The following is a 12,871-nucleotide window of genomic DNA, read 5'->3' on the forward strand; positions in this document are numbered from 1 at the left end:
TTAGATCACCTCTACTTTGCCGCCTGCCGCTGCAATTTTCTCCGCCGCGCCCTGCGTAAAGCCCTGCGCGCGTACGGTGAGGTTCTTTGCCGTGAGCTCGCCATCGCCAAGGATGCGGATGCCGTCACGGACATTCTTGAGGATGCCCGCCTCGATGAGTGCAACGGGATCCACCGTCGCACCATCCTCGAAGCAGTTCAGGCTTCCGACGTTCACCTCGGCAAAGGTCTTTGCCCAGATGTTCTTGAAGCCGCGCTTCGGAAGACGACGGTAGAGAGGCATCTGACCGCCCTCAAAGCCGCTGCGGACACCGCCGCCGGCACGGGACTTCTGCCCCTTCATGCCGCGCGTCGAAGTCTTGCCCATACCCGAGCCGATGCCGCGGCCGACACGCTTGCGCGTGACACGCGATCCCTCAGCGGGCTGTAATTCATGCAGTTTCATAGATGTTTGCCTCCCCTCTTCAGTCTGCAATCTCTTCCACCGTGATGAGGTGGGAGACCTTGTGAAGCTGCCCACGCACGGCGGGCGTGTCGGGAAGCTCGGTAACGGAGTTGCGCTTACGCAGTCCGAGCGATTTCACAGTCTTGCGCTGCGTCTCAGGACGACCGATCAAGCTGCGTGTCAGCGTTACTCTGACTTTTGCCATGTTCGTTCCTCCTTATCAGCCAAAAATCTCGCGCACGGTCTTGCCGCGGAGTGCTGCTACATCGGCGGGGTTCTTGAGGCCGATGAGACCTTCCATCGTCGCGCGAACCATGTTGTTCGGGTTGGACGAGCCGAGCGACTTCGTGAGGATGTCACGCACACCCGCAAGCTCGAGCACCGCACGCGCAGGGCCGCCGGCGATCACGCCAGTACCTTTGGCGGCGGGCTTCAGAAGCACACGGCCGGCACCAAAGATGCCCGTGATCTCATGCGGGATCGTGCGCTCCTCGCGCAGCGGAACCTCGATCAGGCTCTTCTTGGCATCCTCAATGCCCTTGCGGATTGCCTCGGGCACCTCGGCAGCCTTGCCCATGCCAAAGCCGACCTTCCCCTTCTTGTTGCCGACGACAACAAGTGCACTGAAGGAGGAGCGTCGGCCGCCCTTGACAACCTTCGATACGCGGTTGATGAATACGACACGCTCCTCGAACTCCGGCGTCTCGTTTTCGTTATGTCTAGCCATGCTTTCCCTCCTTTAGAATTTCAGACCGGCCTCACGTGCCGCCTCAGCGAGAGCAGCGACGCGGCCATGATAGATGTAGCCGCCGCGGTCAAAGACGACCTCGGTGATGCCCTTCTCAAGAGCCTTCTTCGCAACAGCGGCGCCGATTGCCTTGGCCGCCTCGACGTTGCCGCCGTACTGGGAGAAGTCCTTGTCCTTCGAGCTCGCGGAGACGAGCGTCACGCCCTTTTCATCGTCGATGATCTGTGCGTAGATGTTCTTCAGGCTGCGGAATACATTGAGGCGCGGACGAGCCGCAGTCCCCGCAATGTGATTGCGCACGCGCAGATGGCGCTTCTGGCGCGCCTTATTCTTATCCTGCTTGATAAGCACAGTGTGTCACTCCTCTCCTTCTTATTTCTTGCCCTTCGCGCCGGCTTTGCCTTCCTTGCGGCGGACATGCTCTCCGGCGTACTTGATGCCCTTGCCCTTGTACGGCTCCGGCTCACGATGCGCACGGATCTCGGCCGCAGTCTGACCGACGACTTCCTTGTTGATGCCGGAGATCGTGATGACCGTAGCAGAGGGGCACTCAAACGTGATGCCCTCGGGCGGCTCAACGACAACGGGATGAGAGAAGCCGAGCGAGAGGTTCAGATTCTTGCCCTGCTTTGCCGCACGATAGCCGACGCCGCTGATCTCAAGGGTCTTCGTGAAGCCTTCCGACACACCGACCACCATGTTGTTGATGAGCGTGCGGGAAAGGCCGTGGAGCGACCTGTGCATTTTATCGTCCGAAGGACGGGTGACGGTTACGACACCTTCCTCGACGGTTATTTTCATATCCGGATGGATCTCGCGCGAAAGCTCGCCCTTCGGGCCCTTCACTTTCACGAGATTATCCGCACCGACCGTGACGGTAACGCCAGACGGAATGTGAATCGGTGCTCTTCCAATTCTTGACATTGTTACACCTCCTGCCTGTGCATTACCATACGAATGCGAGAACTTCGCCGCCGAGTCCCGCCTTGCGTGCGTCCTTGTCGCTCATGATCCCCTTCGACGTGGAGATCACAGAGATACCGAGGCCGCCGTAGACACGCGGGAGCGCATCGTGCTTTGCATACTGACGAAGTCCGGGCTTGGAAACGCGCTTCAGGCCGGAGATAACGTGCTCACGCTTAGCTCCATACTTCAGCGTGACGGTGAGAACGCCCTGCTTGCCGTCCTCCTGGAAGGAGTAGTCCTTGATGAAGCCTTCCTTTTTCAAGACCTCGGCGATTGCCGTCTTGACCTTTGACCCGGGGATCGCCACGCTCTCGTGGTAGACCGAGTTCGCGTTGCGGATGCGGGTCAGCATATCTGCAATAGGATCAGTCATTGCCATGAATCGATATCCTCCTTTTTGCTATTGTTATTACCAGCTTGCCTTCGTTACACCAGGGATGGCGCCCTTGTAACTCTGCTCACGGAAGCAGATACGGCACATATCGAACTTGCGGATGTAGCCGTGCGGACGTCCGCAGATCTTGCAGCGGTTGTACTTGCGTGTCGAGAACTTGGGCTCTTTGCTCCACTTCTCAATCATTGCCTTCTTTGCCACAGTTGTTCCTCCTAGCCCGTTACGCGCGGAACGGCATACCCATGAGACGGAGGAGCTCTTTTGCCTCTTCGTCCGTATGCGCGCTCGTAACAATGACGATGTTCATGCCGCGAATCTTGTCGATCTTGTCGTAGTCAATTTCGGGGAAAATGAGCTGCTCGCGCAGACCCACAGCATAGTTGCCGCGGCCGTCGAACGCCTTCTCGCTGACCCCACGGAAATCGCGGACGCGCGGAAGTGCGACATTCATGAACTTGTCGAGGAACTGATACATACGCGTGCCGCGCAGCGTCACCTTGCAGCCGATCGGCATGCCCTCGCGAAGCTTCCACGCGGCAAGCGACTTCTTCGCACGCGTGAGCTGGGGCTTCTGCCCTGCGATAGCGGTGAGATCTGTCACAGCGGCATCGAGTGCCTTCGGGTTGCCGACAGCCTCGCCGACGCCCATGTTGATGATGACCTTCTCGACCTTTGGGAGCTGCATGACGTTCTTATAGCCAAACTTCTCCGTCAGAGCCGGCGCAACTTCCTTCTGATACTTTTCCTTGAGTCTTTCCACTTTGCGTATTCCTCCTTTCCGCTAATCTTACTGCTCGATGGGCTCGCCGCACTTCTTGCAGGCGCGCACCTTGCGCTCACCGATGATGCGGTGCGCAACGCGCGTCGCCTTGCCGCATGCGGGGCAGACCAGCTGCACCTTCGATGCGAACAGCGGTGCTTCCTTCGTGATGATACCGCCCTGCGGCGCACTCTGGCTCGGCTTCGTGTGACGCTTCACCTTGTTCACGCCCTCGACAATGACCTTGCCCTTCTTCGGCTGAGCCTCGAGAACCTTGCCCTGCTTGCCCTTATCCTTACCGGAAAGAACGACGACCGTATCGCCCTTCTTGACGTTCAGTTTTGCCAGCGACAAAATAACACCTCCTCCTTAAAGAACTTCGGGCGCGAGCGAGACGATCTTCATGAAATCCTTCTCGCGCAGTTCGCGTGCAACAGGTCCGAAAATACGCGTTCCGCGCGGCGTGTGGTCGTCTTTGATGATGACGGCCGCATTCTCGTCGAAGCGGATGTAGGACCCGTCCGGACGGCGCAGTCCCTTGACGCTGCGGACGACAACCGCCTTGACGACGTCGCCCTTCTTCACCGTGCCGCCCGGCGATGCTGCCTTGACGGAGGCGACGATAACATCGCCGATGTTGGCATACTTGCGGTACGAGCCGCCCAGTACGCGAATGCAGAGGATTTCCTTCGCTCCTGTGTTATCGCCGACATTCAGGATTGTTTCCTGCTGTATCATTGATTCTGTTCCTCCTTACTTCGCGCGCTCAACGACTTCGACCACGCGCCAGCGCTTCGTCTTCGAGAGCGGACGCGTCTCCATGATGGATACGCGGTCGCCGACGTGCGCATCGTTCTTCTCGTCATGCGCGTGGAACTTCACCGTCTTCTTAACCGGCTTCTTATACATCTTGTGCTGCTCGAGCTCCTCGACAGCAACGACAACGGTCTTGTCCATCTTGTCGGACACGACCTTGCCGACTCTCACTTTGCGTACGTTTCTATCGCTCATGTGTGTATGAGCCTCCTTCCTGCGTATCAATAAAATGTCCGTAATTTAGATTTAGGCGTTTGCCTGCTCACGCTGAATGGTCTTGATGCGGGCAATCGTCTTCTTTACGTCCTTGATACGCATCGGGTTGTCGAGCTGTCCTGTGGCGTGCTGGAAACGGAGGCCAAAGAGCTCTTCCTTGAGCGACGCGAGTTTTTCCGTGAGCTCGTCGGCACTCAGGCCGCGGATCTCATCAACCTTCATTCACTTCACCGCCCTCTACTTCTTCGCGTACGACGAACTTCGTCTTGATCGGGAGCTTGTGACCGGCAAGGCGCATTGCCTCTGCCGCAACCTCGCGTGCCACGCCGTCCATCTCAAAGAGGACACGGCCCGGCTTCACGACGGCTACCCAGTACTCGGGCGAGCCCTTACCAGAACCCATGCGGGTCTCCGCCGGCTTCGCCGTGACCGGCTTGTCCGGGAAAATCTTGATCCAGACCTTACCGCCGCGCTTGATGTAACGCGTCATCGCGATACGCGCAGCCTCGATCTGGCGGTTCGTGATCCATGCCGGCTCCAGAGCGACGAGGCCATACTGGCCGTGGCTGACCGTGTTGCCGCGCTGTGCCTTGCCCTTCATGCGTCCGCGGAACTGCTTGCGGTACTTAACGCGCTTTGGGAGTAACATTACGCCTCGCTCCTTTCCTTATTGTTCTTCGGTGCCTGCTTCTTGTCGGGGAGAACCTCGCCCTTGAAGATCCAGACCTTGATGCCGATACGGCCATACGTCGTATGTGCCTCGGCCGTTCCGTAGTCGATGTCTGCACGCAGTGTGTGCAGGGGGATGCTGCCCTCGCGATAGGACTCGCGGCGTGCGATTTCCGCACCGCCGAGACGACCGCTGACGGCGATCTTGATGCCCTTCGCGCCGAGGCGCATCGTGCGGCCGACCGCCTGCTTCATCGCACGGCGGAAGGCAATGCGGCGCTCAAGCTGTGCCGCAATGTTCTCGGCGACGAGCGTCGCGTCGAGATCCGGCTGCTTGATCTCTGCAATATTGATGTCAACGCGCTTCTCGGTGAGGTTCTTGAGCCCCTCTTTGATCTGCTCGATGCCCGAGCCGCCGCGTCCGATGACCATGCCCGGCTTTGCCGTATGGATCGTGAGCTTCAGGCGGTTCTTGCTGCGCTCCGTCTCCACGCGGGGAACACCTGCGGTCTGGAGGCTCTTCTTGAGGTAATCGCGAATCTTGATATCCTCGTGCAGATTCTGCGCGAAATCCTTGTCTGCATACCAGCGGGCATCCCAGTCCTTGACGATGCCAAGGCGAATGCCATGGGGATTTACTTTCTGACCCAAACTGTTTCCCTCCCTATTACTTTTCGTTTACGGCAACCGTGATGTGGGACGTGTGCTTCAAAATCTTGAACGCCTGTCCACGCGAGCGCGGATGAATGCGCTTGAGCGTCGGTCCCTGGTCAACGAAAGCTGAGGAAATGAACAGTCGATCCACATCCATGTCAAAGTTGTTCTCCGCGTTTGCAACAGCAGAGCGGAGCACCTTCTCCACGGCGTCCGCGCCGACCTTCGGCGTGAACTTCAGGATCGCGAGAGCGTCAGCAACGCTCTTGCCGCGCACGAGGTTCATTACAATGCGAACCTTGCGCGGTGCGATACGGATGTATTTGGCGGTAGCCTTTACTTCCTGTGCCACGAATCGTCCTCCTCTCTATCAGCGCAGCGAGGTCTTGCGCTCTTCGCCCGCGTGACCCTTGAATGTACGTGTCGGCGCAAACTCGCCGAGCTTATGTCCGACCATATCCTCCGTGACGTAGACGGGGACATGCTTGCGTCCGTCATGGACAGCGATCGTGTGGCCGACGAAATCCGGGAAGATCGTCGAGCTGCGCGACCATGTGCGCACAACCTTCTTCTCGTTCTTTTCGTTGAGCGCATCGATCTTCTTCATCAGGCTCTCTGCGACGAAAGGCCCTTTCTTAATCGATCTTGACAAAGTTTTTCCTCCTTTCGCCGGACTGTAATCAATCCGACGAGGTTCTATCTGCAAGTTGCGGTGTTAAATCAGCAATCCAGAGGGATGCCCCAAAAGCAGGGGCTATCCTCATGAGTTACTTATTACTTCCTACGATGCACAATCAGACGATTCGACGCCTTCTTCTTGCGGCGCGTCTTCTTGCCCATCGCAATCTTGCCCCACTTCGTCATCGGGCTCTTGCGTCCGACCGGCGAACGGCCTTCGCCGCCGCCATGCGGATGGTCATTCGGGTTCATCGCAATGCCGCGCGTCTCCGGACGGCGTCCGAGCCAGCGGCTGCGGCCTGCCTTACCGATGGTGATGTTCTCATGCTCGAGGTTGCCGACCTGCCCGATCGTCGCACGGCAGTTGATATGCACGCGGCGGATCTCGCCGGACGGCATACGGAGGAGAGCGTAGTCGCCTTCCTTTGCCATGAGCTGCGCGGATGCTCCCGCGCTGCGCACGAGCTGTGCGCCCTTGCCGATCTTGAGCTCGACGGCATGGATCACCGTACCGAGCGGGATATTCTTGAGCGGAAGCGCGTTGCCCGGCTTGATGTCAGCCTCGGCACCCGACTCCACGACATCGCCGACCTTGAGGCCGTTCGGTGCGAGGATGTAGCGCTTCTCGCCATCTGCGTAGTTCAGGAGCGCAATGCGTGCGCTGCGGTTCGGATCGTATTCAATCGTCGCGACGCGGGCGGGGATCCCGTCCTTCGTGCGCTTGAAGTCGATGATGCGATAGAGCCGCTTGTGACCGCCGCCGCGATGGCGCACAGTCAGTTTGCCCTGCTGGTTGCGTCCACCCGATTTCGTCAGGCGGACGGTGAGGGACTTCTCCGGCTTGTCCGTTGTGATCTCATCGAAGGAAGAGACCGTCATGAAGCGTCTGCCGGCAGAATACGGCTTAAAACTCTTTACTGCCACGTTCGTACCTCCCTTTCGTCTCAGCCTTCAAAGAACTCGATGCTCTCGCCCGGCGCGAGTTTCACGATGGCCTTCTTGTAGTCCGGGCGCTTGCCCTGCGTGCGGCCCATGCGCTTTGTCTTGCCGATGACGTTGACCGTGTTGACCTTTGCGACCTTCACCTTGAAGATCTCCGAGACCGCCTTTGCGATCTCGATCTTGTTTGCAGCCTTTGCAACAACGAAGACGTATTTGCCTTCAGCCATGAGCTGCGTCGTCCGCTCCGTGATGAGCGGGCGTACGAGAATATCACGTGCGTCCATTATGCGAATACCTCCTCGATACGGGTGATGGCATCCTTCGTAATGAAGAGTTTGTCGTGATGGAGAATGTCATAGACATTGATTCCACGCGCCGTGATGGCTTTTACACCCGGAATATTGCTGGTGGAACGCTCCACATTCACAGCTTCGTCCGCCGTGATGAAGAGGCTCTTTGCATTCACACCGAAATCGCTCAGGAGCTTCACGGCTGCCTTCGTCTTCGGTGCCTCGAAGTCGAGCTGGTCGAGGACGATGAAATCGCCCGTACGAACCTTGTCCGACAGCGCGCACTTGAGGGCAAGACGACGCTGCTTGCGCGGCATCGTAAAGCCGTACTTGCGCGGATGCGGGCCAAAGACCGTACCGCCGCCAACCCACAACGGGCTGCGCGTCGAACCTGCACGGGCACGACCCGTGCCCTTCTGACGCCAGGGCTTGCGTCCGCCGCCGCGCACGAGACCGCGCGTCTTCGTGGCATGGGTGCCGAGACGCTGCGATGCGAGCTGGAGGACAACCGCCTGATGAAGGAGGCCGGCATTCATTTCGACATTGAAGAACTCGTCGCTGAGGCTGATCTCGCCAACCTGGTTGTGCGACATATCATATACTGCTACATTCGCCATGCTGCGATTCCCCCTTCCTTATTCTTTCGCTGCCTTTGCAGGCTTAACGGTATCTTTGATTACGACAAATCCCTTCTTCGGGCCCGGAATCGCGCCCTTGATAAGGATGAGGTTGCGGTCACTGTCCACGCGGACAATCGTCAGACGCTGCACCGTGACACGCTCGCCGCCCATACGGCCGGGGAGCTTCTTGCCCTTGAGGACGCGTCCGCCGGGACCGGAGATCATCGCACCCGTCGAGCCCGGCTCACGGTGTGACTTCGAGCCGTGCCCCATGGGGCCGCGTGCGAAGTTGTGACGCTTGATGCCGCCCGCGAAGCCCTTGCCCTTGGACGTACCGACCACATCGACGAGATCGCCCGCAGCGAAGATGTCGACGCCGATCGTGTCACCAACATTGTATTCGGAAGGAGCAGCAAGACGCATCTCACGAATGAAGCGCACTGCCTTCACGCCCGCCTTCTCAAACTGACCCTTGAGCGGCTTCGTGACGTTCTTCTCCTTGATATCGCCAAACCCGAGCTGCACAGCGTTATAGCCGTCCGTCTCGTCGGTCTTGTTCCGGAGCACGAAGTTGTTGCCGGACTCAACGACCGTCACGGGAACGACGCGGCCTTCCTCTGTGAAGATCTGGGTCATGCCCAGTTTTCTTCCTAAAATAGCCTTAGCCAAGGCTTCCACCTCCTATTAGAGCTTAATCTCGATGTCAACGCCGGCAGGCAGATCGAGACGCATGAGCGAATCGACCGTCTTGTTCGTCGGCTGCAGGATGTCGATGAGACGCTTGTGCGTGCGCATCTCAAACTGCTCGCGCGAGTCCTTGTTGACGTGCGGAGAACGGAGAATCGTGTAGACATTCTTCTCCGTCGGAAGTGGAATGGGACCTGAGACCATTGCACCCGTCTTCTTTGCCGTGTCGACGATCTTCGCCGCACTCTGATCGAGAGCCTTGTGGTCGTAGGCCTTCAAACGAATTCTGATTTTCTGCTGTTTCGCCAAAGTAGTTTTCCTCCTTCGTCCGGGGTCTCGCCCCAAACATTTCTCCACGGCAGTTCCCTCTGCCCCCTCGGGGCATAGCCATCTGCCATGTCATCGCATGGAGTACGTCGTCTGTCGTATGATTCCAAAAGATGAAAAAGAAGTTTTATCATATCCCAATCGGGAAATTTCGGTTCATTCAGCCCCCATCTCAGCGCATCTTTTTCGCGCTGTCTGTGTCAGCAAATCCTCCACATAGCACCTCGGCTATGCGTCCGGTTTGCTTCCTTGACAGCCCCAAAAATCTACGCCAATCTGAGGAGCTTCATCGAACCGTCATTTCCCTCGAAAAGGAGCGACGCGAGCGCCGCTCCTCTCCCTAGGGAATATCAAGAGACTAAGAATTAGCCTTCAATCGCCGTAACACGACCCGCGCCGACCGTGTGGCCGCCCTCGCGGATAGCGAAGCGGAGACCCTGCTCGATCGCGATCGGGGTGATGAGCTCGACTTCCATCTCGACGTTATCGCCGGGCATAACCATCTCCGTGCCCTCGGGGAGACGGACAACGCCCGTCACGTCCGTCGTACGGAAGTAGAACTGGGGACGATAGTTCGTGAAGAACGGCGTATGACGGCCGCCCTCTTCCTTCGTCAGAACGTAGACCTGCGCCTTGAACTTCGTGTGCGGATTGATGGAACCCGGCTTTGCGAGAACCTGACCGCGCTCGATGTCCTTGCGATCCACGCCGCGGAGCAGTGCGCCGATGTTGTCGCCCGCAACCGCGCTGTCGAGCAGCTTGCGGAACATCTCGATGCCCGTGACAACCGTGCTGCGCGCCTCATCCTGAAGGCCGACGATCTCAACCGTATCGTTCAGCTTCAGCTCGCCGCGCTCCACACGACCCGTAGCAACCGTGCCGCGGCCCGTGATCGTGAACACGTCCTCAACCGGCATGAGGAACGGCTTGTCCGTGTCACGCGTCGGCGTCGGAATGTACTTGTCAACCTCGTCCATGAGCTCGAGGATCTTCGCCTTCATCGCCTCGTCGCCCTCAAGAGCCTTGAGTGCGGAGCCCGCAACGACAGGGATGTCATCGCCGGGGAACTCATACTGCGAAAGCAGCTCGCGGACTTCCATCTCGACGAGCTCGAGGAGCTCGGGATCGTCAACCTGGTCGACCTTGTTGAGGAACACAACGAGAGCCGGAACGCCGACCTGACGAGCGAGCAGGATGTGCTCACGCGTCTGGGGCATCGGGCCGTCAGCAGCGGAGACAACGAGGATTGCGCCGTCCATCTGCGCAGCACCCGTGATCATGTTCTTGACATAGTCCGCGTGGCCCGGGCAGTCGACGTGTGCATAGTGGCGGTTGTCCGTCTCATACTCAACGTGTGCCGTGTTGATCGTGATGCCGCGCTCGCGCTCCTCCGGAGCCTTGTCGATGTCCGCATAGTCCTCGAACTTCGCATAGCCCTTCTCGGAGAGAACCTTCGTGATCGCAGCCGTCAGCGTCGTCTTGCCGTGGTCAACGTGGCCGATCGTGCCGATGTTGACATGGGGCTTGCTGCGGTTAAACTTTTCCTTTGCCATTCTAAAATTGCCTCCTTATTCGCCTTTGTTCTTGGCGACTACAGCGTCAGCTATATTCTTAGGAACTTCGTCGTAGAAGGAAACCTCCATCGAGTAGTTCCCGCGGCCCTGAGTTTTGGAACGGAGATCCGTCGAGTAGCCGAACATCTCCGACAGCGGAACGAACGCGTTGATGACCTGCACACCGTTGCGCGGCTCCATGCCGTCGATGCGTCCGCGACGCGAGTTCAGGTCGCCGATGACGTCGCCCATGTACTCCTCGGGCACCGTGACCTCGACCTTGACGTACGGCTCAAGGAGAACCGGGCTTGCCTTCTCGGCACCCGCCTTGAATGCCATCGAACCCGCCACCTTGAACGCAGCCTCGGACGAGTCGACCTCATGGAACGAGCCGTCGTAAACGATAACCTTAATGTCGACCATCGGATAGCCGGCGACCACGCCGCCCTCCATCGCCTGTTTGACACCGGCCTCGATCGGATTGATGAATTCCTTCGGAATTACGCCGCCGACGACCTTGTTCTCGAAGCTGAAGCCCTCGCCTGCCTCCTGCGGAATGAGTTCGAGCCAGCAGTGACCGTACTGACCGTGACCGCCGGACTGACGGACAAACTTGCCCTCTGCCTTGACGGACTTGCGGATCGTCTCGCGGTATGCAACCTGCGGCTCGCCGACTTTGCAGTCGACCTTGAACTCGCGGAGCATACGGTCGACGATGATCTGCAGATGCAGCTCGCCCATGCCCGAGATGATGACCTGCCCCGTCTCAGCGTCCGTATGAACGCGGAACGTCGGATCCTCCTCCGCAAGCTTCTGGAGAGCGATGCCCATCTTCTCCTGATCGTTCTTCGTTGCGGGCTCAACCGCAACAGAGATAACCGGATCGGGGAACTCCATCGACTCGAGGATGATCGGCTTGTTCTCATCGCAGAGCGTGTCGCCCGTCGTCGTATTCTTGAGGCCGACTGCCGCCGCAATGTCGCCGCTGTAGACCACGTCGATCTCCTTGCGGTTGTTCGCGTGCATCTGGAGAATGCGGCCGATGCGCTCCTTGTTGTCCTTCGTCGCGTTGAACACATACGAACCGGAGTTCAGTGTGCCCGAGTAGACGCGGAAGAACGCGAGCTTGCCGACGAACGGATCCGTCATAATCTTGAACGCAAGTGCCGAGAACGGCGCATCGTCCGAAGAGGGACGGCTGTCCGCCTCGCCCGTATCGGGATTCACACCCGCAATCGGCGGGATGTCCGTCGGTGCCGGCATATAGTCGACGATCGCGTCGAGCAGGGGCTGCACGCCCTTGTTGCGATACGACGTACCGCAGGTGACCGGAGTCATCTGACAAGCGATCGTTGCCTTGCGGATCGCACGGCGGATCTCCTCCTCCGTGACCTCCTCACCGCCGAGATACTTCTCCATGAGCTCATCGTCCGCCTCTGCGCACGCCTCGATCAGCTTCTCGCGGTACTCTTCTGCCTGCTCTTTGTACTCGGCCGGAATCTCGACCTCATCGGTCACCTTGCCGAGATCGTCCTCGTAGACGATCGCATCCATCTTCACGAGATCGATGATGCCCTTGAACTCATCCTCTGCGCCGATCGGCAGCTGAATCGCCACCGGGTTCGCATTGAGACGCTCGCGCATCATGTTCATAACATTGAAGAAATCTGCGCCCGTAATGTCCATCTTGTTGACATACGCCATACGCGGAACATTGTAGCGTTCCGCCTGACGCCAGACCGTCTCCGTCTGCGGCTCAACACCGCCGCGTGCGGTCAGAACAGCCACCGTGCCATCCAGCACGCGCAGCGAGCGCTCTACCTCGACCGTAAAGTCAACGTGACCCGGCGTATCAATGATATTGATGCGATGGTTCTTCCAGTGGCAGGTCGTCGCCGCCGACGTAATCGTAATGCCGCGTTCCTGTTCCTGAACCATCCAGTCCATGGTGGCAGCGCCCTCATGAACCTCGCCGATCTTGTGCGTTACGCCCGTGTAGAAGAGAATGCGCTCGGTGGTCGTCGTCTTGCCGGCATCGATGTGTGCCATGATGCCGATATTCCGCGTTTTTTCAAGGGAATATTCTCTTGCCACTGTTTCCTATCGC

At 58.5% G+C, this 12,871-nt stretch carries 23 protein-coding genes; all 23 read right to left on the minus strand.

Annotated elements, in window-relative coordinates; translation table 11 throughout:
- Positions 1-444, minus strand: a complete 444-nt coding sequence (rplO, locus tag HMPREF9334_RS07690) for a 50S ribosomal protein L15 (RefSeq protein ID WP_006692906.1) — start codon at positions 442-444, stop codon at positions 1-3.
- A 19-nt stretch (positions 445-463) separates the two neighbouring features.
- Positions 464-649, minus strand: a complete 186-nt coding sequence (gene rpmD, locus HMPREF9334_RS07695; protein WP_006692907.1) for a 50S ribosomal protein L30 — start codon at positions 647-649, stop codon at positions 464-466.
- Positions 650-664: 15 nt separating this feature from the next.
- On the minus strand, positions 665-1,171 hold the full coding sequence (rpsE, locus tag HMPREF9334_RS07700) for a 30S ribosomal protein S5 (protein ID WP_006692908.1): 507 nt from the start codon (positions 1,169-1,171) through the stop codon (positions 665-667).
- Between the two features lie 12 nt (positions 1,172-1,183).
- Positions 1,184-1,543, minus strand: a complete 360-nt coding sequence (gene rplR, locus HMPREF9334_RS07705) for a 50S ribosomal protein L18 (protein ID WP_006692909.1) — start codon at positions 1,541-1,543, stop codon at positions 1,184-1,186.
- A 21-nt stretch (positions 1,544-1,564) separates the two neighbouring features.
- Positions 1,565-2,116 (minus strand): 50S ribosomal protein L6, encoded by a 552-nt coding sequence (rplF, locus tag HMPREF9334_RS07710; RefSeq protein ID WP_006692910.1) that lies wholly within the window; start codon positions 2,114-2,116, stop codon positions 1,565-1,567.
- A 22-nt stretch (positions 2,117-2,138) separates the two neighbouring features.
- Positions 2,139-2,537 (minus strand): 30S ribosomal protein S8, encoded by a 399-nt coding sequence (gene rpsH / locus HMPREF9334_RS07715; protein ID WP_006307547.1) that lies wholly within the window; start codon positions 2,535-2,537, stop codon positions 2,139-2,141.
- Between the two features lie 30 nt (positions 2,538-2,567).
- The gene (locus tag HMPREF9334_RS07720; protein ID WP_006307548.1) at positions 2,568-2,753 is read right to left on the minus strand and encodes a type Z 30S ribosomal protein S14; all 186 of its coding nucleotides are present in this window, start codon (positions 2,751-2,753) and stop codon (positions 2,568-2,570) included.
- A 19-nt stretch (positions 2,754-2,772) separates the two neighbouring features.
- Positions 2,773-3,312: a 50S ribosomal protein L5 gene (gene rplE, locus HMPREF9334_RS07725; RefSeq protein WP_006307549.1), complete on the minus strand. Its 540-nt coding sequence runs from the start codon at positions 3,310-3,312 to the stop codon at positions 2,773-2,775.
- Between the two features lie 27 nt (positions 3,313-3,339).
- The gene (gene rplX, locus HMPREF9334_RS07730; protein ID WP_006692911.1) at positions 3,340-3,666 is read right to left on the minus strand and encodes a 50S ribosomal protein L24; all 327 of its coding nucleotides are present in this window, start codon (positions 3,664-3,666) and stop codon (positions 3,340-3,342) included.
- 15 nt (positions 3,667-3,681) lie between these two features.
- A complete protein-coding gene (rplN, locus tag HMPREF9334_RS07735) occupies positions 3,682-4,050 on the minus strand; it encodes a 50S ribosomal protein L14 (protein ID WP_006692912.1) in 369 nt (122 codons plus the stop codon).
- Positions 4,051-4,065: 15 nt separating this feature from the next.
- The gene (gene rpsQ / locus HMPREF9334_RS07740) at positions 4,066-4,323 is read right to left on the minus strand and encodes a 30S ribosomal protein S17 (protein WP_006307552.1); all 258 of its coding nucleotides are present in this window, start codon (positions 4,321-4,323) and stop codon (positions 4,066-4,068) included.
- A gap of 51 nt (positions 4,324-4,374) precedes the next feature.
- Entirely contained in the window at positions 4,375-4,566 is a 192-nt protein-coding gene (gene rpmC / locus HMPREF9334_RS07745) for a 50S ribosomal protein L29 (RefSeq protein WP_006307553.1), read from the minus strand.
- A complete protein-coding gene (gene rplP / locus HMPREF9334_RS07750; protein WP_006692913.1) occupies positions 4,556-4,993 on the minus strand; it encodes a 50S ribosomal protein L16 in 438 nt (145 codons plus the stop codon). The genes rpmC and rplP overlap by 11 nt, the downstream gene beginning before the upstream one ends.
- The gene (rpsC, locus tag HMPREF9334_RS07755; RefSeq protein ID WP_006692914.1) at positions 4,993-5,664 is read right to left on the minus strand and encodes a 30S ribosomal protein S3; all 672 of its coding nucleotides are present in this window, start codon (positions 5,662-5,664) and stop codon (positions 4,993-4,995) included. Before rpsC ends, rplP begins: the two co-directional genes overlap by 1 nt.
- A gap of 16 nt (positions 5,665-5,680) precedes the next feature.
- Positions 5,681-6,019, minus strand: coding sequence for a 50S ribosomal protein L22 (gene rplV, locus HMPREF9334_RS07760; RefSeq protein WP_006307561.1), 339 nt, complete (start codon positions 6,017-6,019; stop codon positions 5,681-5,683).
- An 18-nt stretch (positions 6,020-6,037) separates the two neighbouring features.
- On the minus strand, positions 6,038-6,319 hold the full coding sequence (gene rpsS, locus HMPREF9334_RS07765; protein ID WP_006307562.1) for a 30S ribosomal protein S19: 282 nt from the start codon (positions 6,317-6,319) through the stop codon (positions 6,038-6,040).
- Positions 6,320-6,441: 122 nt separating this feature from the next.
- Positions 6,442-7,269 (minus strand): 50S ribosomal protein L2, encoded by an 828-nt coding sequence (gene rplB / locus HMPREF9334_RS07770; RefSeq protein ID WP_006692915.1) that lies wholly within the window; start codon positions 7,267-7,269, stop codon positions 6,442-6,444.
- 20 nt (positions 7,270-7,289) lie between these two features.
- Entirely contained in the window at positions 7,290-7,571 is a 282-nt protein-coding gene (rplW, locus tag HMPREF9334_RS07775) for a 50S ribosomal protein L23 (RefSeq protein ID WP_006692916.1), read from the minus strand.
- Positions 7,571-8,194, minus strand: coding sequence for a 50S ribosomal protein L4 (rplD, locus tag HMPREF9334_RS07780; protein ID WP_006692917.1), 624 nt, complete (start codon positions 8,192-8,194; stop codon positions 7,571-7,573). Before rplD ends, rplW begins: the two co-directional genes overlap by 1 nt.
- A gap of 18 nt (positions 8,195-8,212) precedes the next feature.
- Positions 8,213-8,866, minus strand: coding sequence for a 50S ribosomal protein L3 (gene rplC / locus HMPREF9334_RS07785; RefSeq protein ID WP_039957430.1), 654 nt, complete (start codon positions 8,864-8,866; stop codon positions 8,213-8,215).
- A gap of 15 nt (positions 8,867-8,881) precedes the next feature.
- Positions 8,882-9,193, minus strand: coding sequence for a 30S ribosomal protein S10 (rpsJ, locus tag HMPREF9334_RS07790; RefSeq protein ID WP_006695835.1), 312 nt, complete (start codon positions 9,191-9,193; stop codon positions 8,882-8,884).
- A gap of 383 nt (positions 9,194-9,576) precedes the next feature.
- The gene (gene tuf, locus HMPREF9334_RS07795; protein WP_006692919.1) at positions 9,577-10,764 is read right to left on the minus strand and encodes an elongation factor Tu; all 1,188 of its coding nucleotides are present in this window, start codon (positions 10,762-10,764) and stop codon (positions 9,577-9,579) included.
- Between the two features lie 15 nt (positions 10,765-10,779).
- Complete coding sequence (gene fusA / locus HMPREF9334_RS07800) at positions 10,780-12,858, minus strand: elongation factor G (protein ID WP_039957433.1); 2,079 nt, start codon at positions 12,856-12,858, stop codon at positions 10,780-10,782.
- Positions 12,859-12,871 lie beyond the last annotated feature (13 nt).

Source organism: Centipeda infelix ATCC 43532, from assembly GCF_000234095.1.
Classification (GTDB): domain Bacteria; phylum Bacillota; class Negativicutes; order Selenomonadales; family Selenomonadaceae; genus Centipeda; species Centipeda infelix.

Excerpts from the sequence above, each read along its gene's own strand:
- rpmD (WP_006692907.1), bottom strand. The coding sequence starts at position 649 with ATGGCAAAAGTCAGAGTAACGCTGACACGCAGCTTGATCGGTCGTCCT.
- rpsQ (WP_006307552.1), bottom strand. The coding sequence starts at position 4,323 with ATGAGCGATAGAAACGTACGCAAAGTGAGAGTCGGCAAGGTCGTGTCC.
- rplP (WP_006692913.1), bottom strand. The coding sequence starts at position 4,993 with ATGTTACTCCCAAAGCGCGTTAAGTACCGCAAGCAGTTCCGCGGACGC.
- rplF (WP_006692910.1), bottom strand. The coding sequence starts at position 2,116 with ATGTCAAGAATTGGAAGAGCACCGATTCACATTCCGTCTGGCGTTACC.
- rplW (WP_006692916.1), bottom strand. The coding sequence starts at position 7,571 with ATGGACGCACGTGATATTCTCGTACGCCCGCTCATCACGGAGCGGACG.
- tuf (WP_006692919.1), bottom strand. The coding sequence starts at position 10,764 with ATGGCAAAGGAAAAGTTTAACCGCAGCAAGCCCCATGTCAACATCGGC.
- rpsH (WP_006307547.1), bottom strand. The coding sequence starts at position 2,537 with ATGGCAATGACTGATCCTATTGCAGATATGCTGACCCGCATCCGCAAC.
- rpsE (WP_006692908.1), bottom strand. The coding sequence starts at position 1,171 with ATGGCTAGACATAACGAAAACGAGACGCCGGAGTTCGAGGAGCGTGTC.
- rplO (WP_006692906.1), bottom strand. The coding sequence starts at position 444 with ATGAAACTGCATGAATTACAGCCCGCTGAGGGATCGCGTGTCACGCGC.
- rplD (WP_006692917.1), bottom strand. The coding sequence starts at position 8,194 with ATGGCGAATGTAGCAGTATATGATATGTCGCACAACCAGGTTGGCGAG.
- rplN (WP_006692912.1), bottom strand. The coding sequence starts at position 4,050 with ATGATACAGCAGGAAACAATCCTGAATGTCGGCGATAACACAGGAGCG.
- rpmC (WP_006307553.1), bottom strand. The coding sequence starts at position 4,566 with ATGAAGGTTGATGAGATCCGCGGCCTGAGTGCCGACGAGCTCACGGAA.